At 64.7% G+C, this 24,164-nt stretch carries 25 protein-coding genes and 1 tRNA gene; 6 read left to right on the top strand and 20 right to left on the bottom strand.

Translation table 11 applies throughout. The features are described from left to right. Window positions 1-37: 37 nt before the first annotated feature. The 11 genes from ACQP2D_RS37375 to argS all read right to left on the bottom strand — a co-directional run bounded on the left by ACQP2D_RS37375 (window position 38) and on the right by argS (window position 12,870). The gene (locus tag ACQP2D_RS37375; protein ID WP_433680626.1) at window positions 38-703 is read right to left on the bottom strand and encodes an L-threonylcarbamoyladenylate synthase; all 666 of its coding nucleotides are present in this window, start codon (window positions 701-703) and stop codon (window positions 38-40) included. A 139-nt stretch (window positions 704-842) separates the two neighbouring features. Beyond that, a complete protein-coding gene (gene prmC, locus ACQP2D_RS37380) occupies window positions 843-1,721 on the bottom strand; it encodes a peptide chain release factor N(5)-glutamine methyltransferase (RefSeq protein WP_433680627.1) in 879 nt (292 codons plus the stop codon). Between the two features lie 96 nt (window positions 1,722-1,817). Continuing rightward, window positions 1,818-2,888 (bottom strand): peptide chain release factor 1, encoded by a 1,071-nt coding sequence (prfA, locus tag ACQP2D_RS37385; RefSeq protein WP_433680628.1) that lies wholly within the window; start codon window positions 2,886-2,888, stop codon window positions 1,818-1,820. An 83-nt stretch (window positions 2,889-2,971) separates the two neighbouring features. Continuing rightward, entirely contained in the window at window positions 2,972-3,208 is a 237-nt protein-coding gene (gene rpmE / locus ACQP2D_RS37390) for a 50S ribosomal protein L31 (protein ID WP_354953468.1), read from the bottom strand. Between the two features lie 430 nt (window positions 3,209-3,638). Further along, window positions 3,639-3,761 (bottom strand): hypothetical protein, encoded by a 123-nt coding sequence (locus ACQP2D_RS37395; protein WP_433680629.1) that lies wholly within the window; start codon window positions 3,759-3,761, stop codon window positions 3,639-3,641. 82 nt (window positions 3,762-3,843) lie between these two features. After that, window positions 3,844-5,919 (bottom strand): transcription termination factor Rho, encoded by a 2,076-nt coding sequence (rho, locus tag ACQP2D_RS37400; RefSeq protein WP_433680630.1) that lies wholly within the window; start codon window positions 5,917-5,919, stop codon window positions 3,844-3,846. Between the two features lie 344 nt (window positions 5,920-6,263). Then, window positions 6,264-7,220 carry a homoserine kinase gene (gene thrB / locus ACQP2D_RS37405; RefSeq protein WP_433680631.1) on the bottom strand — a complete coding sequence of 319 codons (957 nt, stop codon included), beginning with the start codon at window positions 7,218-7,220 and terminating at the stop codon, window positions 6,264-6,266. Window positions 7,221-7,245: 25 nt separating this feature from the next. Then, complete coding sequence (gene thrC, locus ACQP2D_RS37410) at window positions 7,246-8,313, bottom strand: threonine synthase (protein WP_433685884.1); 1,068 nt, start codon at window positions 8,311-8,313, stop codon at window positions 7,246-7,248. Between the two features lie 77 nt (window positions 8,314-8,390). Further along, on the bottom strand, window positions 8,391-9,800 hold the full coding sequence (locus tag ACQP2D_RS37415) for a homoserine dehydrogenase (RefSeq protein WP_433680632.1): 1,410 nt from the start codon (window positions 9,798-9,800) through the stop codon (window positions 8,391-8,393). Next, a complete protein-coding gene (gene lysA / locus ACQP2D_RS37420; RefSeq protein WP_433680633.1) occupies window positions 9,797-11,215 on the bottom strand; it encodes a diaminopimelate decarboxylase in 1,419 nt (472 codons plus the stop codon). Before lysA ends, ACQP2D_RS37415 begins: the two co-directional genes overlap by 4 nt. Then, the gene (argS, locus tag ACQP2D_RS37425) at window positions 11,212-12,870 is read right to left on the bottom strand and encodes an arginine--tRNA ligase (protein ID WP_433680634.1); all 1,659 of its coding nucleotides are present in this window, start codon (window positions 12,868-12,870) and stop codon (window positions 11,212-11,214) included. The genes lysA and argS overlap by 4 nt, the downstream gene beginning before the upstream one ends. A 112-nt stretch (window positions 12,871-12,982) precedes the next feature. Between argS and ACQP2D_RS37430 the strand changes: the two genes are divergently transcribed. The 3 genes from ACQP2D_RS37430 to ACQP2D_RS37440 all read left to right on the top strand — a co-directional run bounded on the left by ACQP2D_RS37430 (window position 12,983) and on the right by ACQP2D_RS37440 (window position 14,841). After that, on the top strand, window positions 12,983-13,909 hold the full coding sequence (locus ACQP2D_RS37430) for a DUF3105 domain-containing protein (RefSeq protein WP_433680635.1): 927 nt from the start codon (window positions 12,983-12,985) through the stop codon (window positions 13,907-13,909). Further along, the gene (locus ACQP2D_RS37435; protein WP_433680636.1) at window positions 13,910-14,641 is read left to right on the top strand and encodes a DUF305 domain-containing protein; all 732 of its coding nucleotides are present in this window, start codon (window positions 13,910-13,912) and stop codon (window positions 14,639-14,641) included. A 127-nt stretch (window positions 14,642-14,768) separates the two neighbouring features. Then, window positions 14,769-14,841: transfer RNA gene (locus ACQP2D_RS37440), tRNA-Arg, on the top strand. A 59-nt stretch (window positions 14,842-14,900) separates the two neighbouring features. Here ACQP2D_RS37440 and ACQP2D_RS37445 read toward each other — a convergent pair. From ACQP2D_RS37445 to ACQP2D_RS37470, 6 genes are read right to left on the bottom strand one after another with little or no spacing between them, the layout of a single operon-like run. Beyond that, on the bottom strand, window positions 14,901-16,100 hold the full coding sequence (locus ACQP2D_RS37445) for a tyrosine-type recombinase/integrase (RefSeq protein ID WP_433680637.1): 1,200 nt from the start codon (window positions 16,098-16,100) through the stop codon (window positions 14,901-14,903). Continuing rightward, a complete protein-coding gene (locus ACQP2D_RS37450) occupies window positions 16,097-16,273 on the bottom strand; it encodes a helix-turn-helix domain-containing protein (RefSeq protein WP_433680638.1) in 177 nt (58 codons plus the stop codon). Before ACQP2D_RS37450 ends, ACQP2D_RS37445 begins: the two co-directional genes overlap by 4 nt. A gap of 14 nt (window positions 16,274-16,287) precedes the next feature. Then, the gene (locus ACQP2D_RS37455; RefSeq protein ID WP_433680639.1) at window positions 16,288-18,030 is read right to left on the bottom strand and encodes a replication initiator; all 1,743 of its coding nucleotides are present in this window, start codon (window positions 18,028-18,030) and stop codon (window positions 16,288-16,290) included. Beyond that, a complete protein-coding gene (locus ACQP2D_RS37460; RefSeq protein ID WP_433680640.1) occupies window positions 18,027-18,530 on the bottom strand; it encodes a hypothetical protein in 504 nt (167 codons plus the stop codon). The genes ACQP2D_RS37455 and ACQP2D_RS37460 overlap by 4 nt, the downstream gene beginning before the upstream one ends. Further along, on the bottom strand, window positions 18,527-18,865 hold the full coding sequence (locus ACQP2D_RS37465) for a hypothetical protein (protein ID WP_433680641.1): 339 nt from the start codon (window positions 18,863-18,865) through the stop codon (window positions 18,527-18,529). The genes ACQP2D_RS37460 and ACQP2D_RS37465 overlap by 4 nt, the downstream gene beginning before the upstream one ends. Further along, complete coding sequence (locus tag ACQP2D_RS37470) at window positions 18,862-19,191, bottom strand: hypothetical protein (RefSeq protein ID WP_433680642.1); 330 nt, start codon at window positions 19,189-19,191, stop codon at window positions 18,862-18,864. Before ACQP2D_RS37470 ends, ACQP2D_RS37465 begins: the two co-directional genes overlap by 4 nt. Window positions 19,192-19,353: 162 nt before the next feature. On the opposite strand from ACQP2D_RS37470, the gene ACQP2D_RS37475 reads away from it, so the two are divergent. The 3 genes from ACQP2D_RS37475 to ACQP2D_RS37485 all read left to right on the top strand — a co-directional run bounded on the left by ACQP2D_RS37475 (window position 19,354) and on the right by ACQP2D_RS37485 (window position 22,366). Next, window positions 19,354-19,707 (top strand): winged helix-turn-helix domain-containing protein, encoded by a 354-nt coding sequence (locus ACQP2D_RS37475; protein ID WP_433680643.1) that lies wholly within the window; start codon window positions 19,354-19,356, stop codon window positions 19,705-19,707. A 225-nt stretch (window positions 19,708-19,932) separates the two neighbouring features. Continuing rightward, a complete protein-coding gene (locus ACQP2D_RS37480) occupies window positions 19,933-21,288 on the top strand; it encodes a hypothetical protein (protein ID WP_433680644.1) in 1,356 nt (451 codons plus the stop codon). A 511-nt stretch (window positions 21,289-21,799) separates the two neighbouring features. Beyond that, the gene (locus ACQP2D_RS37485) at window positions 21,800-22,366 is read left to right on the top strand and encodes a hypothetical protein (RefSeq protein WP_433680645.1); all 567 of its coding nucleotides are present in this window, start codon (window positions 21,800-21,802) and stop codon (window positions 22,364-22,366) included. Here the strand turns inward: ACQP2D_RS37485 and ACQP2D_RS37490 are convergent. The 3 genes from ACQP2D_RS37490 to ACQP2D_RS37500 all read right to left on the bottom strand — a co-directional run bounded on the left by ACQP2D_RS37490 (window position 22,339) and on the right by ACQP2D_RS37500 (window position 24,156). Then, entirely contained in the window at window positions 22,339-22,647 is a 309-nt protein-coding gene (locus ACQP2D_RS37490; RefSeq protein ID WP_433680646.1) for a PadR family transcriptional regulator, read from the bottom strand. The two genes, ACQP2D_RS37485 and ACQP2D_RS37490, sit on opposite strands and share 28 nt — an antisense overlap. Before the next feature lie 518 nt (window positions 22,648-23,165). Beyond that, window positions 23,166-23,687 (bottom strand): hypothetical protein, encoded by a 522-nt coding sequence (locus ACQP2D_RS37495; protein WP_433680647.1) that lies wholly within the window; start codon window positions 23,685-23,687, stop codon window positions 23,166-23,168. A gap of 277 nt (window positions 23,688-23,964) precedes the next feature. Continuing rightward, window positions 23,965-24,156, bottom strand: a complete 192-nt coding sequence (locus ACQP2D_RS37500; protein ID WP_433680648.1) for a hypothetical protein — start codon at window positions 24,154-24,156, stop codon at window positions 23,965-23,967. Window positions 24,157-24,164 lie beyond the last annotated feature (8 nt).

A 24,164-nucleotide genomic window follows, 5' to 3' on the forward strand; every position in this document is an offset into this window, starting at 1 on the left:
ATTATCTGATCCGCCATACGATCACCGTGTCCCGAGATCACCGGGTCGCGACGCTGGTCAGTGCCTCCGGGGACATCCCGAGCACGTCGGCGATATCGCCGACCGATACCGCGCCCTCGCGCAGGATCCGCGGCTGATCCGCGGTGAGATCGACGATGGTGGAGGCGACGGCGTGTTCGGCCGGGCCGCCGTCGAGGTAGACCCCGACCAGATCGCCGAGCTGATCGCGCGCCTCGGCGGCGGTCTTGGCGGGCGGCTGCCCGGAGACATTGGCACTGGAGACAGCGAGCGGGCCGACCTCGCGCAGCAGTTCCAGCGCGACCGGATGCAACGGCATCCGCAGCATGACCGTGCCGCGCGTATCGCCGAGGTCCCATGCGAGCGAAGGCGCTTGCTGCACAACAAGACTCAGCCCACCGGGCCAGAACGCCCGGATCAGTTCGCGAGCCTGCGGGCGCACCGAGAACACCAGGCCGTCGATCGTGTGCCAAGAACCGACCAGCACCGGTACCGGCATATCCCGACCGCGACGCTTCGCGGCGAGCAGTTCGCTCACCGCGGTCGAATCGAATGCGTCGGCGGCCAGGCCGTACAGCGTGTCGGTAGGCAGCACGACCAGGCGTCCGGATTTCAGGGCGCTGGTGGCCGCGGTCAGTCCGGCGGCGCGCGAGTCGGCATCCGAGCAGTCGTAGACGGTACTCACGGCCCCCATCCTGTCACGCGTGCCACTCCATGCCACCATCCCGGGGGCTGTTCTGGTCGGTGGTCACCGCGACGAGTCGAATGGTCGCGCTGCGCGTAAGTGGGGAACCCCGGTTCGACTCGCCTCGCCGATGGGCGAATCAGGTGCGGGTCGCGGCGACGAAACGGGGCTTATCCGCGAGGTCGGGATGCTCGACGATGTCGGTGAAATCACCCTGTTCGGCCAGCAGGGCAGCGAGATCGGAGCCGTTGGTGTCGTCGTGTTCGATGGCGCAGGAGCCGCCGGAACGCAGCAGACGGGTGATGGTGGGCAGCATCTGCCGGATGACGTCCAGTCCGTCCGGGCCGCCGAAGAGGGCCAGACGCGGGTCGTGATCGGCGACTTCGGGATCGAGTTCGGCGTCTTCGGGAATGTAGGGCGGATTGGCGACGATGAGATCGACCTTGCCGTTGAACTCGGTGAGCAGATCCGGATCGGTGACATCGTCGGCGTAGAGGGTGATCGGAGTATCGCCCTCGGCAATGCGCAGGTCGGCATTGCGGCGTGCCCATTGCAGGGCCGCCGGATCGATCTCGATCGCGTGCACGTCCGCATCCGGGCGGGCCTGGGCGATGGCCAGCGCCAGTGCGCCGGATCCGGTGCACAGGTCGAAGACGACCGGCGCGTGATCGTGCGGCAGCGCCTCCAATTGCGCCAATGCCCAGGCGAACAGCAACTCCGTCTCCGGACGCGGGACGAAAACGCCGGGACCGACCTCGAGATCGATCTCGCCCATCGAGGCGGTACCGGTCAAGTGCTGCAATGGAATTCGCTCCGCGCGCCGGGCGACCAGGGCGCGGTACTGCTCGATCACCTCGGGGGTGACCAGCGGTGTCAGTGCCAACCGGGTCCGTTGAACGCCGAGCAGGTGGGCAGCCAGATGTTCGGCATCGGCTTGCGGACTGTGCACGCCCGCGACGCGCAAAGTCTCGACGGCTTGGTTGATGGCTGGGCGCATTGCCACGCGAGTTCCGGACATGATGTCGATACTCCCCGTTCTTGGCGTACCCGGTGAGTCACCCATGTTGTCACCAAGTCGGTTGATTTCTCCGCAACATCGGCCCGATGCCGTCGACTATTCCGCCGCCATGCGCGCTTCGCGATCCGCCTTCCCCAGCGCATCCAGGAGCGCGTCCATATCACCGTCCAGCACTGCGTCGAGATTGTGCGCCTTGAAACCGATGCGATGATCGGCGATCCGGTTTTCCGGGAAGTTGTAGGTGCGGATGCGCTCGGAGCGGTCCACCGTACGGATCTGACTGGCCCGGCCCGCCGCGGCCTCTTGATCCGCCTGTTCCTCGGCCAATGCCTGCAGCCGAGCCGCGAGCACCTGCATGGCGCGGGCCTTGTTCTGCAGCTGGGAACGCTCGTTCTGGCAGGTCACCACGATGCCCGAGGGCAGATGGGTGATGCGGACCGCGGAGTCGGTGGTGTTGACGCCCTGGCCGCCCTTACCGGAGGAACGGTAGACGTCGATGCGCAGATCGGATTCATCGATCTGCACCTCCTCCACCTCGTCGGGCTCGGGGTAGATGAGCACACCCGCGGCCGAGGTGTGGATGCGGCCCTGGGATTCGGTGACCGGAACGCGCTGGACGCGGTGCACACCGCCCTCGAACTTCAGGCGCGACCAGACGCCGTCCCTGGTGGCGTCGCGGCCCTTGATCGAGAGCGTCGCATCCTTGTAGCCGCCCAGGTCCGAGACGGTGACACCGAGGATTTCGACCTTCCAGCCGTGCCGCTCGGCATAGCGCACGTACATGCGGGCCAGATCCGAGGCGAACAGGGCGGATTCCTCGCCGCCCTCGCCGGATTTGACCTCGAGCACCACATCGTCGCCGTCGTGCGGATCGCGCGGGGCGAGCAGGTCGGCCAGCTGCTGCTCCAGCTCGACGACCTGGCCCTGCAGATCGGGAACCTCGGCCGCGAAGGCGGCGTCGTCGGCCGCGAGTTCCTGGGCGGCGGCGAGATCGTCGCGCGCGGCGGTGAGTTTGTGGTAGGTGGCCATGATCGGGGCCAGCTCGGCGAAGCGTTTGCCGACCCGGCGTGCGGCGCCCGGATCGTTGTGCAGCGCCGGATCGGCCAGCTGCAACTCCAGGCCCGCATGCTCGGCCAGAATGTCATCGATCGCGGACGGTTGCGTCATGGTGCTTCCTCTCTTACCAGTACCGGCCATATAAAAGCGCCGACGCCCGGCCTGCTGAGCAGGACCGGGCGTCGGCGAGGAAGCTACTTGCTGTCTGCGTCGGCCTTCTTGCCCGCACGCTTGCCGTAGCGAGCCTCGAAGCGGGCCACGCGACCACCGGTGTCGAGGATCTTCTGCTTGCCGGTGTAGAACGGGTGGCACTGCGAGCAAACTTCGACGGTGATGTGTCCCGACTCCTTGGTGCTGCGAGTCTGGAAGGTGTTGCCGCAACCACAGACGACCGTGGTCTCGACATACGCCGGATGAATTCCTGCCTTCATGGGTGTCCTCTCGATATTGGTCGCCGGGTCGCCCATGCAAATCACGTGGACGTGAACCGGAACCGACTAGGCGGGAGGTCTGCTCACCAGAGCAGACGCAACAGCCGTTCAGTATGCCAGAACGGTGGTTACCCTCCCAAAACGCCCCCGGCCCCCGGATTTGTTCCCGCCCCAGGTAGTCCCGAGCTCTCATTGCCCATTGAACTAGTGGCACGCGTTGATCGTGTTCTTACGGAACCCTTAATTCGGGTAGTGCGCTACTCGTGGATACGAACACCACTGTTCATAGAGTTTAGGCCTGATGATGCACATCGGCGTGCCGAGACAGAAAGGAGAACCCTGTGAACAGCCGCGTTGCGCTGGCGGTCTTCGTTTCGTTGATTCTCACTGTCGCGGTCGGCCGGCTTACCGTTCCGGATCGCCCGGACACCTATGCGTACGCGAAACCCACTGCCGCACAGTTCGATCCGGCCAATACCGCCGCGAGCACCGGCAGCCCGGCCGTCACGACGGCGATCATCCTGGCCTTCATGATCGCGGGCGCGGCAGGCATCGGCCTCGCCTTCTTCAGCCCCAGAACGCCGAAAGGGCCCCGCGTACACGGAGCCCCTTCGGCAGTGAAACCGGTCCTCGACCTACTCGTCCAGCGCACCCGGTGCGGTCTTGCTGACCTGCATCAGGAACTCGAGGTTGTTCTTGGACTTCTTCAGGCGGTCGATCAGCAGATCGATCGCCTGGTGCGAGTCCAGGCCGGACAGTACGCGGCGCAGCTTGTGCAGCACCGCGGCCTCGTCGGGGCTCAGCAGTAGCTCGTCCTTACGAGTACCGGACGGGTTGACGTCAACGGCGGGGAATACGCGCCGTTCCGCGATCTTGCGGTCCAGCTTGAGCTCGGCGTTACCGGTGCCCTTGAACTCCTCGAAGATCACCGTGTCACCGGTGGAACCGGTCTCGACCATGGCGGTCGCGATGATGGTCAGCGAGCCGCCGTTCTCGATATTGCGCGCCGCGCCGAGGAACCGCTTGGGCGGGTACAGCGCGGTCGAGTCGACACCACCGGAGAGGATGCGGCCCGAGGCGGGCGAGGAGTTGTTGTACGCACGGCCCAATCGGGTGATCGAGTCGAGCAGCACCACAACGTCTTTACCCATTTCCACCAGGCGCTTGGCGCGCTCGATGGCGAGTTCGGCGACCGAGGTGTGATCTGACGGCGGCCGGTCGAAGGTGGAGGCGATGACCTCACCCTTCACCGAACGCTGCATATCGGTGACCTCTTCCGGACGCTCGTCGACCAGCACGACCATGAGGTAGACCTCGGGGTTGTTGATGGCGATGGCGTTGGCGATGTCCTGCATGATCGTCGTCTTACCGGCCTTGGGCGGGGAGACGATCAGGGCGCGCTGGCCCTTGCCGATCGGCATGATCAGGTCGATGACACGGGTGGTCAGCTTGTTCGGCTGGGTCTCCAGCCGCAGGCGCTGGTTCGGGTACAGCGGGGTGAGCTTGGCGAATTCGGGGCGCCGCTTGGCCGCCTCGACCTCGCCACCGTTGACCGTGTCCAGCCGCACCAGCGGATCGAACTTCTGGCGCTGGTTGCTCTGCTCACCGTCACGGGGAGCGCGCACCGCACCGGTGATCGCGTCACCGCGGCGCAGGCCGTTCTTGCGGACCAGGTTCATCGAGACGTAGACGTCGTTCGGTCCGGCCAGATATCCCGAGGTGCGCACGAAGGCGTAGTTGTCCAGCACGTCGAGGATGCCCGCGACCGGCTGCAGGACGTCATCCTCGCGGATCTCGAGCTCGCGGGCCTCACCGCCACCGGCGCCGCCCTCGCGGTCGCGACCACGACGACGTTCCCGGAAGCGACGTCCCCGCCGTCCGCGACCGCCCTCGTCCTCGTCACCGCCACGGCTGGCGTCGCTGCGGCCACCGCCCTCGCCGCCACGGCCGCCATTGGCACTGCCGTTCTGGCTGCGTTCGCCCTGACCACGCTCACCGCCTTGGCCACGCTCACCGCCCTGGCCACGCTCACCGCCCTGGCCACGCTCGCGACGGCGTTCGCCCTGCTCCTGGTCCGATTTGGGCTCGTCACCACGGGCCTCGCCCGCAGCGGCCTCGCCGCCGGCGCGCGCCTGGTCACGACCGCGGCGCTGCCTGCCGCGACCGCGCTGACCGGCCTGGCGACCGGAATCCTCGGTGGTCTCCGACGGCGCGGCCTCGGCCTGCGCCTGCTCGGCCTTCGGCTCGGCCGACTTGTCGGCGGACTTCGGCGCTGCGGCTGTCGCGACGGCCTCCTGAACGGGAGCGTCCTTCGCCGGGGCTTCCTTCGCCGGAGCGGAAGCCTCTTTCGCCGGGGCGGAGGCAGCGGGCGCCACATCGAGGGTGCCCTGCTCGGCCTTTACCGGCGCCGCCTTGGCGGCATCCGCATCGGACTTCACCTCGCCACGCGCGGACTTTTCCGGCTTCGCCGACTTTCCGGCCTGATTTTCCTTGATGGCGGCGATCAAATCGCCTTTGCGCATTCCAGAGGTGCCTCGGATACCGAGCTCCCCCGCGAGCGCGCGCAACTGCGGCAACAACATTCCAGTCAGCCCCGATCGTGCGACGTCGGTTTGTTCGCTCATCTTCGAAATCTGTCCGGAGTCACTTTCGCGGTCCCCCGTCGGGTTGGAATCCACCCCGGGTGTCGCGAGCAGGTCCGTATCTGTCACGGAAATCCTTTCCTTCCCTCGACTGCCGTGTGCCGTTTCGAGGGTTTCGTCCCGCAGTCCGGGCGTTGTGCCGGACTCGGATGCGAGGGCCGAACGCAAAGCTCGGACCGGCGCTTTTGCCGTATCACCTGCCCCGCCGGACCGGCGGCTTCGCCACCAGTTCCTGAAAGGTGGGAGAGATCATTCCAGTTGCGCAGCTACGCAGCACCCCCATGGCCTGGAGGCTCGAGCCTGGAGCCTGCTGGAGCGATTGCCCTGATGAAGCACCGGCGTCTGATGCGCACGATGTACGGACGTGCTCAGGATAGCTGGCAACCTGGAATCTCGGCAAGGCAGACGCGCCGTCAGTCGACTCGGACACCTTCCGCAAGTCCCGGCTCGACCACACGCAGCCCGTCGATGGCGGCGAGATCACGGAGTTCGGCGGGGAATTCGCTGGTACCCAAGGCCAGTACGGTGGGTCCGGCACCGGACACCGTGGCCGCGATACCGGCCGCCCGCAGCCGAGCGATCCAGGTGGTGGTCAGCGGCAGTGCGGGCGCCCGCTGGGTCTGGTGCAGACGATCTGCCGTCGCGGGCAGTAGCAAGTCGGGACGCTGTGTCAGGGCGACGACCGCGAGCGCGGCGCGACTGACGTTGAACGCGGCATCGCCGTGCGGCACGACCTCGGGCAACAGGCCGCGGGTATGCGCGGTCGATGAGCGTTCATCCGGAATCAGCACCACCGGACGCAGCGCCGGATGCGGATCCAGGCGCACCGCGCGGTAGACGCGGCCGTGATCGGGTGCCGCGACACCGTCATTGGCGGCGTCCGCGGCGGTTTCGGTCCAGGACACCACGATTCCGCCGAGCACGCTGGCCGCGGCGTTATCCGGATGGCCCTCGAATTCCGAGGCCAGCTGCACCAATTGGGCACTATCGATGGCCAGTGCGGGATCCAGTTTCGCGGCCAGACCACATCCGGCGGCGAGACCGCCGACCACGGCCGATGCCGATGAACCGAGACCGCGCGAATGCGGAATCACGTTGCGGCACACCACATCGAGACCATCGGCCCAGACGCCCGCAGCCTCCAGGCCGCGCTCGATCGCACGTACCACGAGATGCGAAGGGCCCCATGGCACATCGTCGGCGCCCTCACCCTCCACTCGGATGGTGAGGCCGGAATCGGTAGTGCGCACCTCGATCTCGTCACAGATGCCCAAAGCCATACCGAGCGAATCGAATCCGGGGCCGAGATTGGCACTGGACGCGGGCACCCGCGCGGTCACGGACAGACCGGCGGGCAGCGTCCTCGTCATCAGTTGGCTCTCGCGCGAATTCAACTCAGGCCAGCTCGAGTTCGTGGGCGACCGCGATCGGGTCGACCGGAATAGCCTGTACCTGGGGCATACCCGCGAGTGCGTTATCCGGATCCTTGAGACCGTTGCCGGTGACCGTGCACACGACGGTCAGCCCGGAATCCAGCCAACCCTCCTTGCGCGCGGCGAGCAGGCCCGCGATGCTGGCCGCCGACGCGGGCTCGACGAAGACACCCTCGGACGCGGCGACCAGTCGGTATGCCGCCAGGATCTCGTCATCGGTAGCGGCGCGGAAGGCGCCACCGGATTGCTCCTTGGCCTCCATCGCGCCGTTCCAGGACGCGGGCGCGCCGATCCGGATGGCGGTGGCGATGGTCTCCGGCTCCTTGACCGGAGCGCCATTGACCAGCGGCGCGGCACCGGCGGCCTGGACACCCAGCATGCGCGGCAGCCCACTGGTGATGCCATCGGCGTAGTACTCGCGGTACCCGCGCCAGTAGGCGGTGATATTGCCCGCGTTGCCGACCGGAAGGGCGTGCACATCGGGGGCCTTGCCGAGCACATCGCAGATCTCGAACGACGCGGTCTTCTGCCCCTCGATGCGGGCCGGATTCACCGAATTCACCAGACCGACGGTCGGGAATTCCGCGGTGACCTTGCGGGCGAGCTCCAGACAGTCGTCGAAATTGCCGTCGACCTGGATGATCTTCGCGCCGAGCATGACGGCTTGGGCCAGCTTGCCCATGGCGATCTTGCCCTGTGGAATCAGCACCGCACAGCTCATCCCGGCCCGGGTCGCATAGGCGGCGGCCGATGCCGAGGTGTTGCCGGTGGACGCGCAGAGCACGGCCTGCTGACCGCGGTACTTCGCGTCGGTGATGGCCATCGTCATGCCGCGGTCCTTGAAGGACCCGGTCGGATTCAGGCCCTCGACCTTGAGATACACATCACAGCCGGTCAGCTCGGACAGGTGCGGTGCGGGCACCAGCGGGGTGCCGCCCTCGTACAGGGTGACCGGGTCCCAGTCGGCGGCGCCGGCCAGCCGATCGCGGTAGGCGGCGATCAGGCCGGGCCACCGGGAGTGGACTCCGATCTGTGGCGCGACGCCAGTCGTCTGCCCACCCGTCGCCCGGCCGCCACCCCTCACAGAATCGCTGCGCGATGCTGTCGTCATTCTTTGGTGCCTTCCAATCTCAGAACGCTGGTCACGGATGTGACGGACTCCATCTCCGCTAGGGCGGCGACGGTGTCCGCGAGCGCCGACTCCGAAGCATGGTGGGTGACCACGACCAAGCGCGCACCCTCACCGTGCCCTTCCTGACGGACAGTGGAGATGCTCACCTCATGCTTGGCGAATTCGCCCGCCACCTTGGCCAGCACCCCGGGGCGGTCTGCCACCTGCAGGTTCACGTGGTAACGCGTGGGCGTATCACCGATCGGCGCGATCGGTAGCTCAGCATAAACCGACTCGCCCGGAGCACGGCCACCATAGAACTTATTGCGCGCGGCCATCACCAGATCGCCCAGCACCGCGGAGGCCGTCGGGGCACCGCCCGCGCCCTGACCGTAGAACATCAGCCGACCGGCGTTCTCGGCCTCCACGACCACGGCGTTGAACGCACCGGTCACCGCCGCCAGCGGATGCTTGCGCGGGATGAGCGCCGGATAGACGCGCACCGAGACGCGCTCCTTGCCGCCCTCATTCGGACCGGGTTCACCGGGGCCAGCTGCGACCCGCTCGCAGATGGCGAGCAGCTTGACCGTGCAGTCCAGCGCCGAGGCGGTCTCCAGATCCTCCGCGGTGATCTTCGAGATGCCCTCGCGGTACACATCGGCCGCGGTCACGCGGGTGTGGAAGGCCAGTGAGGCCAGGATCGCGGCCTTGGCGGCGGCGTCGTAGCCCTCGACATCGGCGGTCGGATCGGCCTCCGCGTAGCCGAGGCGGGTCGCCTCTTTCAGGGTGACCCCGTAATCGGCACCGGTCTCGTCCATGGCGGAGAGGATGAAATTGGTGGTGCCGTTGACGATGCCGACGACCCTGTTCACCCGGTCACCGGACAGCGACTGGATCAGCGGGCGCACCACCGGGATCGCGCCCGCGACGGCGGCCTCGAAGTACAGGTCGGCGCGGCTGCGCTCGGCGGCGGCGGCGAGCTCGCCGGTGTAGTCGGCCAGCAGGGCCTTATTGGCGGTCACCACGGATTTGCCCGCGTTCAGCGCGGCCAGGATGAGGCGGCGGGCCGGATCGATGCCGCCGATGACCTCGACCACCAGCTCGACATCGTCGCGGGCGACCAGTGCGTCCGCGTCGGTGGTCAGTAGTTCGGCCGGGATACCACGGTCGACGTCCAGGTTGCGCACGGCGACACCGCGCAGCACCACCGGCGCACCGACGCGGGCCCGCAGGTCATCGGCGTGGTCGCGCAGAATGCGCACCACCTCGGTGCCGACATTGCCCATCCCGAGGACCGCGACGCCGATCGGGCGGTCGGTTCCCCACACGCCGAACTTCGCGGTGCCAGGCCCTGCCGCCACCCGGCCACCACCCTTGATCGAATCGCTACGCGATGCTGATTTCATTCCACCTCCAGGCTGAGCAGATCCGCCACCGTCTCCCGGCGCAGAATGAGTCGCGCTACACCATCGCGCACCACGACGACCGCCGGCCGAGTCAGCTGGTTGTACCGACTGGACATCGAATAGCAGTATGCGCCGGTCGCGGCGACGGCGACCAGGTCGCCGGGGCCGACATCGGCGGGCATCCACGTGTCGCGAATAACGATATCCCCACTCTCACAATGCTTTCCGACGACCCTGGCGACCACGGGCCGGGCGTCGGAGGAGCGCGAGACCAGGCGGCAGTCGTAGTCGGCCTGGTATAGCGCGGGGCGGATATTATCGCTCATGCCGCCGTCGACGCTGACGTAGCGGCGACGCAGGCCGCCGTCGAGTGAGACGTCCTTGATGGTGCCGACCTCGTAGAGGGTGACGGTGCCCGGCCCCGCGATGGCGCGGCCCGGTTCGACGGCGATCTTCGGCTCGGGCAGTCCGGCGCGGCTGGCCTCGGTGGCCACCAACTTGCGCAGGCTCGCGGCGAATTCGTCCAGCGGCGGCGGATCGTCATGGGGCAGATACGAAATACCAAGGCCACCACCGAGATCCAGCGTGGCGATCTGCACGGTTCGCTCGATGCCGAACTTATCGATGGCCTCACGCAGGAGACCGAGCATGCGACGCGCGGCGATTTCGAAACCATCGATTTCGAAGATCTGCGAGCCGATATGGCTGTGCAGACCGACAAGTCGGAGATTATCGGCCTCGAAGACGCGAGCCAGCGCTTCCGTGGCATCGCCGCCCGCAATCGAGAAGCCGAACTTCTGATCCTCGTGTGCGGTCGAAATATATTCGTGGGTATGGGCTTCCACGCCGACGGTGACCCGAACGAGCACATCCTGCACGACACCGGCGCGGCCCGCGACGGCCTCTAGGCGCTCGATCTCGATCAGCGAATCGACCACCACATGACCGACGCCCGCCTCGACCGCGGCCGTCAACTCGGCGGCGGATTTGTTGTTGCCGTGCAAGGCGATTCGGTTCGCCGGGAAACCCGCGTGCAGCGCGACGGCCAGTTCGCCGCCGGAGCACACATCCAGCGATAGGCCCTCGTCGCGGATCCAGCGGGCGATCTCACCGCACAGGAATGCCTTGGAGGCGTAGTGCACTCGCGCATCCGAACCGAAGGCGGCGACCATATCGCGGCAGCGGGAACGGAAGTCGTCCTCGTCGATCACGAACAGCGGGGTGCCGAACTGGGCGGCGAGTTCGCGTACCGGCACACCGGCCAACCGCACGACGCCGTCGGCGTCGCGAGAAGCGTTGCGCGGCCAGACATTCGCGGGCAGATCGATCATCTGCCGAGGATCGCTCGGACGCTCCGCGAGGCTGGGAGCGTGCGGGATTTCTGCGTGCCGGGGACCGGCAGGATGGACACTCACATTCGCTCCGGTGCACTAACGCCGAGCAGGCCGAGGCCGTTGCTCAGCACCTGACGGGTGGCATTGGCCAGGGCGAGCCTGGCGGCATTGGTGGGGGTGACGGGTTCGTCGCCGAGGGGTAGCACGCGCAGGTTCTTATTGGTCTGGAACCGGTGGTAGGCACCGGCCAGTTCCTCCAGATACCGCGCGACGCGGTGTGGTTCCCGCAGACTCGCCGCACTGGCGACCGCACGCGGGTACTCGCCGATGGTGCGGATGAGTTCGCCCTCCTCATCGGCGGTGAGCAGACCGAAATCCGGGGTTACCGTGTCATATTCGAATTCGGCGGCGTTGCGCGCGATGGACGCGGTCCTGGCGTGTGCGTATTGCACGTAGTAGACCGGGTTTTCGTTGCTCTGACTGGTCCACAGGTTCAGGTCGATATCGATACTCGAGTTCACCGAACTGCGTACCAGCGAGTACCGGGAGGCGTCCACGCCGATGGCCTCGACCAGATCGTCGAGGGTGACCACGGTGCCGGCGCGCTTGCTCATCCGCACTGCCACACCGTCTTTGACCAGGTTGACCATCTGTCCGATCAGCACCTCGACGGTGGCCGGATCATCGCCGAACGCGGCCGCGGCGGCCTTCAACCGGCCGATGTAGCCGTGATGGTCGGCACCGAGCATGTAGATGCACAGGTCGAACCCGCGCGCACGCTTGTTCTGGAAGTAAGCGATATCACCGGCGATATAGGCGGCATTGCCGTCGCTCTTGAGGACCACCCGGTCCTGATCATCGCCGTATTCGGAGCTGGCGATCCACCAGGCCCCGTCCTTCTCGTAGAGATCGCCGGAGTCCTTGAGCTTGGTGACGGCCTGTTCGACCGCGCCGGACTCGAACAGCGAACTCTCGTTGAAGTACACATCGAAGTCGGTGCCGAATTGGTGCAGCGACTCCTTGATGTGGGCGAACATCAGCTCGACGCCCGCGGCACGGAACAGCTCCGTCTGCTCCTGTTCGGGCAGGGTCAGCGCTTCGGGGTGCTCGGAAACGATCTTGGTGGCGATCTCGCCGATGTACTCGCCCGCGTAGCCGTTCTCCGGGGTCGGCGCGCCGGTGGCGGCCGCGACCAGCGATGTGGCGAAGCGGTCGATCTGCGCGCCGTGGTCGTTGAAGTAGTACTCGCGGGTGACGTCGGCGCCCTGCGCGGCCAGGATGCGGCCCAGCGCGTCACCCACCGAGGCCCAGCGGGTACCACCCAGATGCACCGGACCGGTGGGATTGGCGGAGACGAATTCCAGGTTGATCCGGGTGCCCTTCAGGGCGTCCGAGGTGCCGTAGTCCGCGCCCGCGGTCAGCACCTGGCGCAGAATCGCGCCCTGTGCGGACGCGGCCAGCCGGATATTCAGGAAGCCGGGACCGGCGACCTCGGCGGTTTCGACGGCATCGGCGTTGGCGAGGGCCTCGGCGAGCCAGGTCGCCAACTCGCGCGGATTCGTTCCGGCCTTCTTGCCTACCTGCATGGCCACATTCGTGGCATAGTCGCCATGTTCCGGATTACGGGGGCGCTCCACATTGACCTCGTCGGGCAGGACGGCAGGGTCCAGTCCATGTTCGACAAGCACCTTCGCCGCGGTCGCGCGAAGGAGATCTGCAAGGTCAGCTGGAGTCACGAGTCTCTATCCTATGGTCTGGGCAGGTGGACGCCTCGAGTGGGCACCTCGGCGGAGCACTCCGCAACCACCCAGCACCATGGATCAATACATGGAAAGAGCACAGCGAGCTATGCCGAGCAGCACGAGCGCCAAATCGGCCAAGGCCGTCCGGGCCGCCGGGAAGGTCGCACCTTCACGCAAAAAAGGTGACGGCAAGGTACCGACGGGCAAAGGCCCCTTGAAGAAGCGCCAGATCCCGTGGCTGGTCATCGGCGCCGCCGTGGTGATCGTCGCGCTGATCGGGGCACTCGCCTTCAGCCTGGTGCCGAAGTACCGCGACAAGGCCGAACTAGAGAAGTACACGCCGAGCGCGCAGAAGAAGGATCCCTCGGATCAGATCGGCGGGGTGACCAAGAAGGATTACCCCGCTGGCCTGCATGTCGCTGGTACCCAGCGCGTCGCCTATGACCAGACGCCGCCGTTCGGCGGTCCGCACGATCAGGTCTGGGCGAACTGCATGGGCGTGGTGTACAGCAAGCCGATTCGGGTGGAGAACGCGGTGCATTCGCTCGAGCACGGCGCGGTGTGGATCGCCTACAACCCCGACAAGGTCGATGCCGCGGGCATCGACACGCTGAAGCAGAAGGTCGAGGGCAAGCCGTTCACGTTGATGTCGCCGTTCCCCGGCCTTGCGTCGGCGGTCTCACTGCAGTCCTGGGGGCACCAGCTGAAGCTGGACAGCGCCGACGATAAGCGGGTCAACCAGTTCATCACCGCCCTGCGCCAGAACCCGTACACCTATCCCGAGGTGAACGCGAGCTGCTCCAACCCCACCTTCGACGCGAACAATCCGACGCCGTACGACCCGACGCCGCCCGGACCCGACGCGGTTCCGATGGACGGCAAGGGCCTTTCCCAAGACCAGACCGAACTCGGCGGCGCGTCCGGCGGTCTGCCCGGCATGCCCAATATCCCGGGCGTGCCCAATATCCCTGGCATGCCGAATATCCCCGGTATGCCCACCGGAATTCCGACCCAGCCCACGGAAGGTCAGTAGATGCCCGCCGACACCGGTATCGAACCGGACGTTGCCACCGACTCCACGGGTTTGGGCGCGCAGGCACGGCGACAGCGCACCCCGCTGCTGGTACTCGGCGCGATCGGCATCCTGCTGATCGGATTCGCCGTCGGCGTGCTCGCTCGGCTCCCGCTGGACGGCAATTCCGAACCCGATCCCGGCGCGGTCGATATCGGATTCAGTCAGGACATGTCGGCACATCACGCGCAGGCGGTCGAAATGGCCGGTGTCGCGCTCATCGGCTCCTCCGATAACGATGTGCGCAGGCTGGCCTACGACATTCTGACCACTCAGCAGGGCCAGATCGGCCGGATGCAGGGGTGGCTGCAGATGTGGGGCAAGCCGGCTCAGAATGTCGACGGCTATATGGGCTGGATGACCGAACAGCCCGGCCACGCGCATTCCGGCGCTGGCGCCACCTCGGGCCACACCATGTCCGGCCCATCGTCTTCCATGCCGGGCATGGCGACCACCGCCGAACTCACCGCGTTGCGCCAGGCCACCGGCCCCGCCCTGGACGCGATGTTCCTGCAACTGATGCTGCGCCATCACCAGGGCGGACTCACGATGATCCAGTACGCCGCCCAGCACGCGGAAACCACCGCCGTGCGCACCCTCGCCGCCACCATGGCAACCACCCAGCAGGGCGAAGCACAACTGATCACCACCATGCTCACCGCACGCAACGCGACACCACTGCCGCTGAACTGATCACTTGTGTCGGGCCGGAACCGAAACTCCCCGGCCCGACATACTTTTTGGCGGACGCCGATCAATGCGATACGCTTGGCCCCGCCCGATCGCCCGCCATACCCCGGCGGCGTTCGAGATCTATCCCGCCCTCGTAGCTCAGGGGATAGAGCGTCTGCCTCCGGAGCAGAAGGCCGCAGGTTCGAATCCTGCCGAGGGCACCGACGAGAAAAGGCTCTGACCAGCACGTTCCGGTTGGAGCCTTTTTCATGCGGTCAGATCAGCTCGCGTCGATGACACGCGATGACACAACTTCGGCCAAAGTCTTCGCCGCATCCCGCAGGGCATCATCTTGTGAATGGGCGTAGATCCTCGCCGTGACACTGGCATCGGCGTGCCCGAGCCATGCCGCAATCACAGCCATTGGCACCTTCCGCAGATGCATGGTCGTTCCGCACGTGTGACGAGCATCATGCAGACGGATATGGCGCACGCCCGCCTTCTTGATCATCTTCGCCCACCGATGCGTCAACGTGTCGGGGTGATACGGCGTCCCATCCTCATTGCAGGCGACGTAATCACCATCCCGGTAGGCATCCCCCAGGCTCAGTTTCTCGGCCGCCTGAATACGGTGAGCCCGCCTCAGCACTTCCACCATCTCGTCATCCATCGGCAGCGTCCGCACCGAGCTTTCCGTCTTCGGGTCGTCCTCCACCGCCTTGCCGCCAGCTGCCGCACGACCGATCTCGACATCCAGCGTCTTGAGCGTGAAATTCACTCCGCTCCAACGCAATCCGCCGAGTTCGCTACGACGCAGACCGCACAGCGCCAGGAACCACAGGTGACCATCGCGGTTGCCCTCCAGGCTTTTGAGTACCGTCGACACCTCGGCAGGTGTATAGGGCTTCGGCTTGGCTGCCTTCCCTCGCTTCGGCTTGATCGCACCGGCGACGTTGTGCGCCAACAACTTCCGCTCTTTCGCGTAGTCCAGCACCATCACCGCGGTTTCGACGGTCCGCTTCAACGATCGGTTACACCACGGCCGCCGGACATTGCCTTTCTCGGTCTTCGTCCCACCGGCCTTCAATGCGGCCACCAGATCATCGATGTGCTTGCGAGTCAGCTGTTGGACTGGCAGATTCCCATACTGCTCCCGCAGTGGTGCCAGGTTGTACCGGTAGCCCGCCAACGTCGTTCCTCGCGCCCAATGCAGACTCGCCAACCAGTCGACACACAGCTGTTCGACCGTGACATCCTTGCGCGCCACGAAACTGCCAGAAGCCGCATCGGTGATGAACTTCGTCAACGCCGCACGCGCTTCTTTCTCGGTGCGGAACCGCCGTCGTACCTGATGCCGATTACCCGTCTCCGGATCTACCCCAGCATCAACCCGAACCTGATAGCGCACAACCTCTTTCCCGGTGCGTCGATCGACCACCGTGACCTTGGTGATTTGAGTCGGAAGTTGCTGCCTGGTCATGCCGCCGCCTGGTCGAGACCAGCGATATAGTCCGCCACCGCCTGTTCGGTCACGAACCGTCGCCGACCGATCTTCACCGACCGCAGCTCCCCCGTTCCGATCAGCTCGTAGTACTTGCTGTGCCCGACCGGGATCAGCTTCCGGACCTCTTCCTCATTCAACAATCTGGACATCTCTACCCCCTTCTCTATGCCGCCGCCGGTAGTTGCTTAAGGTTTTCGTCGCCTGGTGGCCCCGCAGCCGAGAGCATCTGTGCTTGCTGGTACTGGGCGCGCTGCTGCATTCGTTGGGCCATCAGCTGCATGACCATGGCGGCTCGAGTCGGGACGTTCGGGTCACCGGGTTTGGCCGGCGTCACCTTCACGTCCTCGGCATCCCAACGCTGTTCCATGCCCACACCGGCGAGCAGTTGCTTAACGTGTTCGCGGCGTTCGTTCGCGTGGTCTTCCTGGGTCTTGCCCGTCCACAGCGTGGAGACTATGTACTTGTTCCCGGGCACGCCCAGGTGCTCACGCTTGTGTGCCTTGCCTCGGCAGCGTCCTGGAATCGTCTTCTCGGTGGCGCCGGACGGGACGATGCCGTAGCGCAGCCACACCGGGCAGTTCTCCGAGCACGGGGTGCGCTGCAGCTCGGCATGCAGACGGTTGTAATGCGCCGCGGTGCGCTTGTTCGGCGGCTCCAGAATCTCGGCCGTCGACTTGGTGAGGTACTTCGCGATATAGCCGATCGCGGCATCTGCCTCCGGAGAGTCCTTCATGATGCCCTTCATCGACCTACGCGGCATATGCGTGCCGAACCGGATCACATGCGCAGGCTCGCGACCATCGCAGGAATCCATGACATCCTGGGCTTCGTCAAACCCGATCAACGGAACCTTGGTGTCCGGGTCAACGAAGGTGCCAGCCTTGAAGTCCCACACCGGCATACGGCCCTCGCTGTACCGCTCGAACTCCTCACCGAAGTGCGGCCACCAGATGTTCTTGTACATCGCGACCGTGACCTGACGCAGGATGCTGCGGGACACCCGAGTACGCAGCAGCACATGCAGATGCGGGGCCCCGCGCTTCTGCGGCTCCACCACCCCGAAGTACTGGATCTTGTAGCCCAGCACCCGACGCAACTCCTGGAAGAAGCGGTTCACCAACCCGGTGAAGTGGACGATGTCGCGCGCCGCCTGGACATAGTCGTAGCTGTCCGGATCGACCGGCGAACCGTCGCCGCAGACCTCACCCTTCTTGTTCACCGCGCCATCGGTGTGGATGCGGCCGTAGCTGGGCAGGGTCAGCGTGACGAACATCGAGAACCGGTACTTACCGAGGACCGCCTCATCGATCGTTCGGTTGGTGAGCTTCAGCCGGGGCAGGTCGGGCATGTCATCACGCCGCCTGGTCGAGCGCTTGCGCCGCTTCTTCGGCATCTGCTCCAACGGCGGGAACTTCTTCCGAGCCCCGGTTTCGCGCAGCTCCTTGTCCAGCTCTTCAACGATTCCCCGGATACCGTCCATCAGCTCTTGGTCGTTGTCTTCCTTGGCGACCTGGTAGTCCATGAACATCCGGGACCGGGCATCCACCAGCGCTATCTGCTCCTTGGTGACCGGGTCTTTCTCCCGCACCGGTTCGTGGTCGAGGTGCCAGCCCTCACGGATCTGCCCAACCCTGATCGCGCGCTTGCGTTTCGCACAGGCCGGGCACACCGACTCCAGGGTGTTGCCACACGCGGCCCCCACTGCACGGCGGTCCCCCGTCTGCTGATTGACCACCCACATCGGGACCGGACGACGACACGAACCCCACTTGTCCGCCGCCGCCTCAGCCATAGCCAGCCAATCCGGAGCCGCAGCACGATCCTCGGCCGTCGCATGAAAGGCCAAGCCCGCCAGGCTCAGTTTCGTGACGGGCGAATCCTGTTCCGTGACAACGTCATCCGTCACGCGGCCACCCTCATCTCACTGTCGGAGTCCTCGGCGGTGTAGTCGTAAACCTCACGGCGACCAGCGATGCAATCATCATCGTGGCGGCAGCCCCTGCCCTTGCAGCGCGGGCACCAGGTCCACACCGACCCCGCGTGCAACCTCGCGCACATCTGATCAGCACAGCTGGTCAGCGCGCACAGGATGCAGACGCCGTCTTGCAACCGATCGGGTGTGGGTGCTGGCACCGGGTCACCGGCGAGTAGATCGAACGGGGTGAACAGCTCCTCAGCGGTGTAGCCGGGAAGCATCGCTTCCAGCACACTCATGTGGTAGCCGTGGGGAACCTCCGATTCCCCATTCTGCCAACGCCGCAACGTACGCGGAGACGGCGCGTACAGGTCCTCACCGATCGAGCTGGCCGCACGGACGTACTCACGCTCGAATACCCGGTAGATATGCCAATCCCGTGCCCGCAGAACCGCTTTCAACAACGTGCCGCTAGTCACTGCGCGACTCATGCCGCCACCGCCACGGCATCAAGGTCTACGAGCTCGGCCGAGCTGTGCGCGCACACCCACTCCACCGCCGACAGGTGAACCAGCTGCACAGCGCGCTCGGTGGCCTCATACACTGAGTGATCACGCTCCCAGTCGTAACCGGACCGGAGCAGGCCCATCCGACGCCACCGGGCACACATCACGCCGAAGTCGATACCGGCGTCCTCGGTGAACTCCAGGAACCGCATCCCGATATCCGAGCCGACATCGACCAGCCACGCCAGCAACCAGCGCTCACGAATCGGGAGCGCATCCATGCCCAGAAGCAACAGCTTCGCCTCATCCTGATTCATCACGCGGCCATCCGGTTCTTCCGGACCGTCCGCGTCTTCGCCGGAGTCCGCGCCTCATCCAAATCGACTACCCGGCAACGGTTTCCAGCCCAATCGGTGTTCGACACCCGCAACACAACCAGCGCGGCATCCACCACGAACTGAGGAGGCTGAAGCTCGGTCTCCCACACCCGAACCGCCTGCCAGGTGACAGGGCATCGCGGGAACTCCACCGGACCGATCACGTCATTCAGGCGCTCGGCGAACGCCTTCGGACCCAGCCCCATCAACTCGCGAGCACGGATCAAAGTCGACCGACGAGGAGACATCCACGTGCCCGGCATGACCACGTCACCACCGTGTGGATTGAGTTGGACTGCCATGATGCCCTCCGGATTTCTACGGACTGTCCTAGATAGGTTTCCTAGGTTACCTACTATGTCCCTTCTTGTCTATACTTTCCTAGGAAACACATCCAGGATCGTCTTGCACAGCCTGGGTAGACTTGCTATGTGTCGAAACAGCTGATGGACCCGGACGACCTGCGGCCCGTATACGTGCGGATCGCAGACGAGCTCCGCAGCGCGTACACACCGGGCGGACAACTCCCCTCCGTCCCCAAGCTTGTTGAGGAATGGGGAGTCGCCAAGGAGACAATTCGAGCGGCCATCGACGTGCTTCGCTCTGAAGGATTGGTCGTCTCGTGGCAGGGCCGCGGCACCTTCTATCGCGTGCCCAGCGAATCCGACGAAGCGCCAGCCGATGACATCGTCGAGCGCCTTGACGCGATCATGAACCGGCTTGACGACTTCGAGACTCGGTTGTCCGCTTTGGAGCGTTCTCCAGAGCCTGGAGTCTCTCAGTAAGCCCCTCCAACCGGGCAGCTACGATCGCTAGGCGCTCCTCAATTCGCGCCCGGTTCTCACTGCTGATTTGCATGTATCCAGGCAACCGCAGCAGGCATTTGGTCGAACCATGTGAATGCCCATGTGAAGCTTCGTGGCACCATGCGACCCCTTCGCGGCTAGGCCCTGCCGCGTATCATCAGCCGAGAGAACGACCTGAAGGTCTCGGAGGAGGGTGAGCCGGAAATGGCCGAGCCGAACACTACTCTCGCGGAGTTGATCACCGAATCCGGTATGTCGTGGGCCGGACTTGCCAAGCGCGTCAACAACCTTGGCACCGACGAAGGCCAAGCGCTGCGTTACGACTACACCGCCGTAGGTCGCTGGGTGAAGCAAGGCCAGAAGCCGCGGGGGATCACTCCGACGCTGATCTGCCGAGTCCTGTCCGAAAGACTTGGTCGGACCATTCGCCCGCATGACATCGGCATGGAAGGAATGGACTCCTTGGCAGCGAGAGGGCTTCAGTACTCGCCTGACCCGGAGATCACGTTGGACACGATCCGGGACCTAGGTGCGGCATACAGCGCCGGTGCCTTCAACGCTCCGTTCATTCTCGCAGCCCTCGCAGCGCCAAGCCGAGATTGGCTCTTGGCCTCCTTCGAAGAGTTGGAGTCAGAGCGGGGCCCCAGAGTTATCGGGATGAAGCAGGTAGCTGGAATCCGCGACATGTTCAGCCTGTTTCAGGAGATGGACGTTATGCGCGGAGGCGGTCACGCCCGCACGGCCCTAATCAGCTACATGAACACTACGGTGATTCCCCTGATCCGCCGCGACCATCAGCCAGATGTCCAAGCTGCTCTCTACGACGCCGCTGCCGAGCAGGCATACCTCATTGGCTGGATGGCGTATGACGATGGCGAGCATGGTCTAGCGCAGCGGTATCTCATCCAGGCACTTCGTCTCTCCCAGGCGGCAGGCAATCAGGTTCTGGGTGCACATGTTTTGGCAGGCATGTCCGACCAGGCGAACCTTCTCGGTCACTCGTACGAAGCTGTTGCCCTTGCTCGCGCCGGACTCCATGGAATTACCGCGCACGACTCAGCCGCTTGCTACGCCGACCTAGGCATTCTTGAAGCTCGCGCCCTCGCTCGGCTTGGCGATGCCCGAGCAGCGACAAAGGCCCTCAATCGCGCTGAGACGACGTTCAACATGATCGACCAGGACAACGAACCCGAGTGGGCGCGATTCATCGATCGGGCCTACTTCTATGGCGAAGCAGCCCAGTGCTTCCGCGATCTCCAGCAGCCCACCGAGATTGATCGATTCGCGGATCTGTCGATTCAGGAATGCCAGGCGCAGCGTCGTGCGCGCCGTGGTGGCCTCAGCCAGGCTGCGGTAGCCATGGCTCACATCCAGCGCAACGATATCGACGCGGCAGCAGAGAATGCCAAGATCGTTGTCCGTCTCACCGCCTCGGTCAATTCGTCTCGTTGCCTCGAAGCCGTGACCGATCTTCAGCGGAGCCTGAAGCCATACGCATCGGTGCAAGGTGTTCAGGAATTCAACCGCGACGCGTCGCAAATGCTAGGTCTGGTCGCCTAGCGTCCGCGCCTGCCCGCTAAACGAGTTGTTGCTTAATTTGGCTATATAAACCCAAGAGCGCCTGCGGCGGCGCAAAGCGCCGCCGCCGCGCTACGACACGCAGCGCGCTCCCTGAACGGCGGTCGCACGGCGCGTCGACCGCGTCGGCACCGCTCCGCGCCATTCGCCGGAGCATCTGACCCTCTGGCTGCATTCTGAACGAACTTGCTCCCAGCCTGGCCCCGAACACGACGAAGCCGCGGACCCAATACAGGATCACGCGGCTGTTCCCAGCTACCTCATACGCCGATTGTCTCGCTCCACTCAGCCGAGTCAAGGGAAAGAGCGCCCTTGACACGACCGAGTTCCGCTGAGGGCGGCAAGTATGAGGAAGCAGGGAGGGACGTAGGTTCCGGACACCTGGTCTTCCGCAGCGCTAGGACGGGTGCAGACCACGAACCAGGGGTCAGTGCTGGTCACCCGATGATGCCCGACCAACCGGGAAGCCTGCGGCAATAGCGTCATCAACAGGATGGAACGTGACCTTCAAGCAGACTTGGACATGGGCCACGAACTCTCTCCGAGCCCTCGACCGCGCCAGGTGCCTATACCGAAGCCGCGCCCTCCCAAGCCTCGATCGGCCGACACGACTGCGCATGGCGCCAACAGCCTGTTCCCACGCAAGTTGATCCCCGTTACCGAAGTCGACAAGGACGACGTCATCAGCAGCGGCATCCATATAGCCTTCTGCGTTTCGGATCGCGCCCCCAACGGCATCCAGGCTGTCGGTCAGCGCTTGCCGCCCACGTCTTCGCGATCGCCAATCGCGGTATCGCAGCCCTGTTCCCTCATACAGGACGGTCTCGAATTGCTGAGCAACCCAGAAGGGCCGCATCAACAAGCCAACCGAATACAGTTCGGCCGGAAGCTCACCACGCCGGGGATCCTGGGGTGGGTAAATCTTCACCATCAGGCGCAGAAAGAAGCCTGGAAAAAACCCGAAAACCGCCACAGTCAGCATAAATGCAGCGAAAGCCTGCCAAGATGCAACTACGTCGAGAAGCGCAGGCATCACACCCACCCGAGATTCAACGCATAGAAACGCTGGTCGGCACGGGCAGCCCGAAGCGTAGCACCCAACTCCAGCTTTCCATGGTCGGTCAGCTCGTAGTACCGCCGAGGCGGGCGTTTCTCCTCGATCGTCGCCGGGTCTTCCCATCCATCAGTCAAAAAGCCCTCCGCAAGCATCTTTGTGAGCATCGGATACAGAACCCCGGATCGCACGCCCGAACGCCTGCTGAGGTCGTATCCCCAGTGCTTGGCGTCAGGCTCGGCCATTAGGGCAGCCGCTACCTGAACTAGTGAGTGCGTCTTCCGCATGCATCGTACTCTACATAGGTAGAATAAGAGTTACAACCTGTCGGCCGGAGCTCACAGATTCGCATCGCATCAGCCATCGCCTCCGCGAGTCCTTAGCGAGTCCGCAATGCGGCCCTTCGCGACCAACATCCACCAACGACTGGTCAGTTGAATCACCTGGTAATTCGCTACGTCACCACCGACACCGGTGTCACCCGATTGCTGCAAACGTCGAGAGTGACAACCCCAAAAGCCGTTGCCCGATGCCACGAGAGTGACACAAGTCGAGCAAACAACGCCGGACAGACGCATACCGAAATGCCACATCACACAACCACCCCGACCAGTCGAAGACCCCCCAAACCAGACCGAGTCTGTCTCCGGAGCAGAAGGCCGCAGGTTCGAATCCTGCCGAGGGCACCCACGACGAAGGCCCTGACCGATACATTGCCGGTCAGGGCCTTTCTGTTCGATGAGTCACCTGGCTCAGATGTCAGGGCGGCAGGGTGCGGTGCCGCCCTGCTTTCCGGGGTTTCTTGTCACTGGAGGGTGACCGTGCAGTAGTTGACCTCGCGATTTTTCCACGCCAGGTCATAAACCGCGCCGTCCACAACGTTGACTGTGCCCTGGCCGGACGCGTTGCACTTTCCGGTGTTCTGGCATTCGATGGTTCCTTGAATGCCGTACGTTTGCACCCCGGTAGCTACGCCACGCATGTGGTAGTGGTCCGATGTCGGCGATGCCGCCTGATCCCCGACCTGCACGGTGAGATTGACCAGGCAACCGTATGGGTCGCCGGAATACACCAGGTTGATTGCCGCTCGGTCCCCTTTAGGCGCCGAGTTTCCAGGCGCCTGTTGGTAGTAACTCGGTCGGTAGACACTCGTGCTGGTCGGCGGTGGCGGAGAGGAGGGTTCCGTCGTTTTGCCGATCTTGATCACGCCGACCCCGTACAGGGTTCCGATCACTGTCGCGAGGGCGGTCAGCACTGCTGCGATTCCGGTCAGCAAGCCCGGCACACTCTTCCAGAATGACTCCGATTTGGGCCCATCCGAATGCATCGGACTCCCCTTCCCACATCGCGCCTTTGTTGTCTTGTATCGACTGCAAGCATCTCGCTGCGATGAGAAGTGCTGCTCTCCAAGATCTCGAATGTTCGGCAGAGTTGACAACAATACGTACGACATGCAGGTGTTATACGTATTGTCTATTATCCACTGCTCGCTGACCCTTCGCGTCACCTTCAGCGATTCGTGATCCCACCGAGTCCGCAGACGGTCCGCAGCAGCGGTCGCGAGTGCACCGGCAGCGTCGTCACCGACGGCGTACCCGGGAGAATCACCGCATGTGGTGGCTTGGGGGTGCATGGTGGTAGTGGGCGTCACTGACACGTTCGCCGATCTTGATCACGCCGACCCCGTACAGGGTTCCGATCACTGTCGCGAGGGCGGTCAGCACTGCTGCGATTCCGGTCAGCAAGCCCGGCACACTCTTCCAGAATGACTCCGATTTGGGCCCATCCGAATGCATCGGACTCC

The sequence above is a fragment of the Nocardia sp. CA-119907 genome (assembly GCF_050955995.1).
Taxonomy (GTDB): domain Bacteria; phylum Actinomycetota; class Actinomycetes; order Mycobacteriales; family Mycobacteriaceae; genus Nocardia.

Excerpts from the sequence above, each read along its gene's own strand:
- prmC (WP_433680627.1), bottom strand. The coding sequence starts at position 1,721 with ATGTCCGGAACTCGCGTGGCAATGCGCCCAGCCATCAACCAAGCCGTC.
- prfA (WP_433680628.1), bottom strand. The coding sequence starts at position 2,888 with ATGACGCAACCGTCCGCGATCGATGACATTCTGGCCGAGCATGCGGGC.
- rpmE (WP_354953468.1), bottom strand. The coding sequence starts at position 3,208 with ATGAAGGCAGGAATTCATCCGGCGTATGTCGAGACCACGGTCGTCTGT.
- ACQP2D_RS37395 (WP_433680629.1), bottom strand. The coding sequence starts at position 3,761 with ATGCCTGCCGCGCCCGCGATCATGAAGGCCAGGATGATCGCCGTCGTG.
- thrB (WP_433680631.1), bottom strand. The coding sequence starts at position 7,220 with ATGACGAGGACGCTGCCCGCCGGTCTGTCCGTGACCGCGCGGGTGCCC.
- ACQP2D_RS37415 (WP_433680632.1), bottom strand. The coding sequence starts at position 9,800 with ATGAAATCAGCATCGCGTAGCGATTCGATCAAGGGTGGTGGCCGGGTG.
- ACQP2D_RS37430 (WP_433680635.1), top strand. The coding sequence starts at position 12,983 with ATGCCGAGCAGCACGAGCGCCAAATCGGCCAAGGCCGTCCGGGCCGCC.
- ACQP2D_RS37435 (WP_433680636.1), top strand. The coding sequence starts at position 13,910 with ATGCCCGCCGACACCGGTATCGAACCGGACGTTGCCACCGACTCCACG.
- ACQP2D_RS37445 (WP_433680637.1), bottom strand. The coding sequence starts at position 16,100 with ATGACCAGGCAGCAACTTCCGACTCAAATCACCAAGGTCACGGTGGTC.
- ACQP2D_RS37450 (WP_433680638.1), bottom strand. The coding sequence starts at position 16,273 with ATGTCCAGATTGTTGAATGAGGAAGAGGTCCGGAAGCTGATCCCGGTC.
- ACQP2D_RS37460 (WP_433680640.1), bottom strand. The coding sequence starts at position 18,530 with ATGAGTCGCGCAGTGACTAGCGGCACGTTGTTGAAAGCGGTTCTGCGG.
- ACQP2D_RS37480 (WP_433680644.1), top strand. The coding sequence starts at position 19,933 with ATGGCCGAGCCGAACACTACTCTCGCGGAGTTGATCACCGAATCCGGT.
- ACQP2D_RS37485 (WP_433680645.1), top strand. The coding sequence starts at position 21,800 with ATGGAACGTGACCTTCAAGCAGACTTGGACATGGGCCACGAACTCTCT.
- ACQP2D_RS37490 (WP_433680646.1), bottom strand. The coding sequence starts at position 22,647 with ATGCGGAAGACGCACTCACTAGTTCAGGTAGCGGCTGCCCTAATGGCC.
- ACQP2D_RS37495 (WP_433680647.1), bottom strand. The coding sequence starts at position 23,687 with ATGCATTCGGATGGGCCCAAATCGGAGTCATTCTGGAAGAGTGTGCCG.
- ACQP2D_RS37500 (WP_433680648.1), bottom strand. The coding sequence starts at position 24,156 with ATGCATTCGGATGGGCCCAAATCGGAGTCATTCTGGAAGAGTGTGCCG.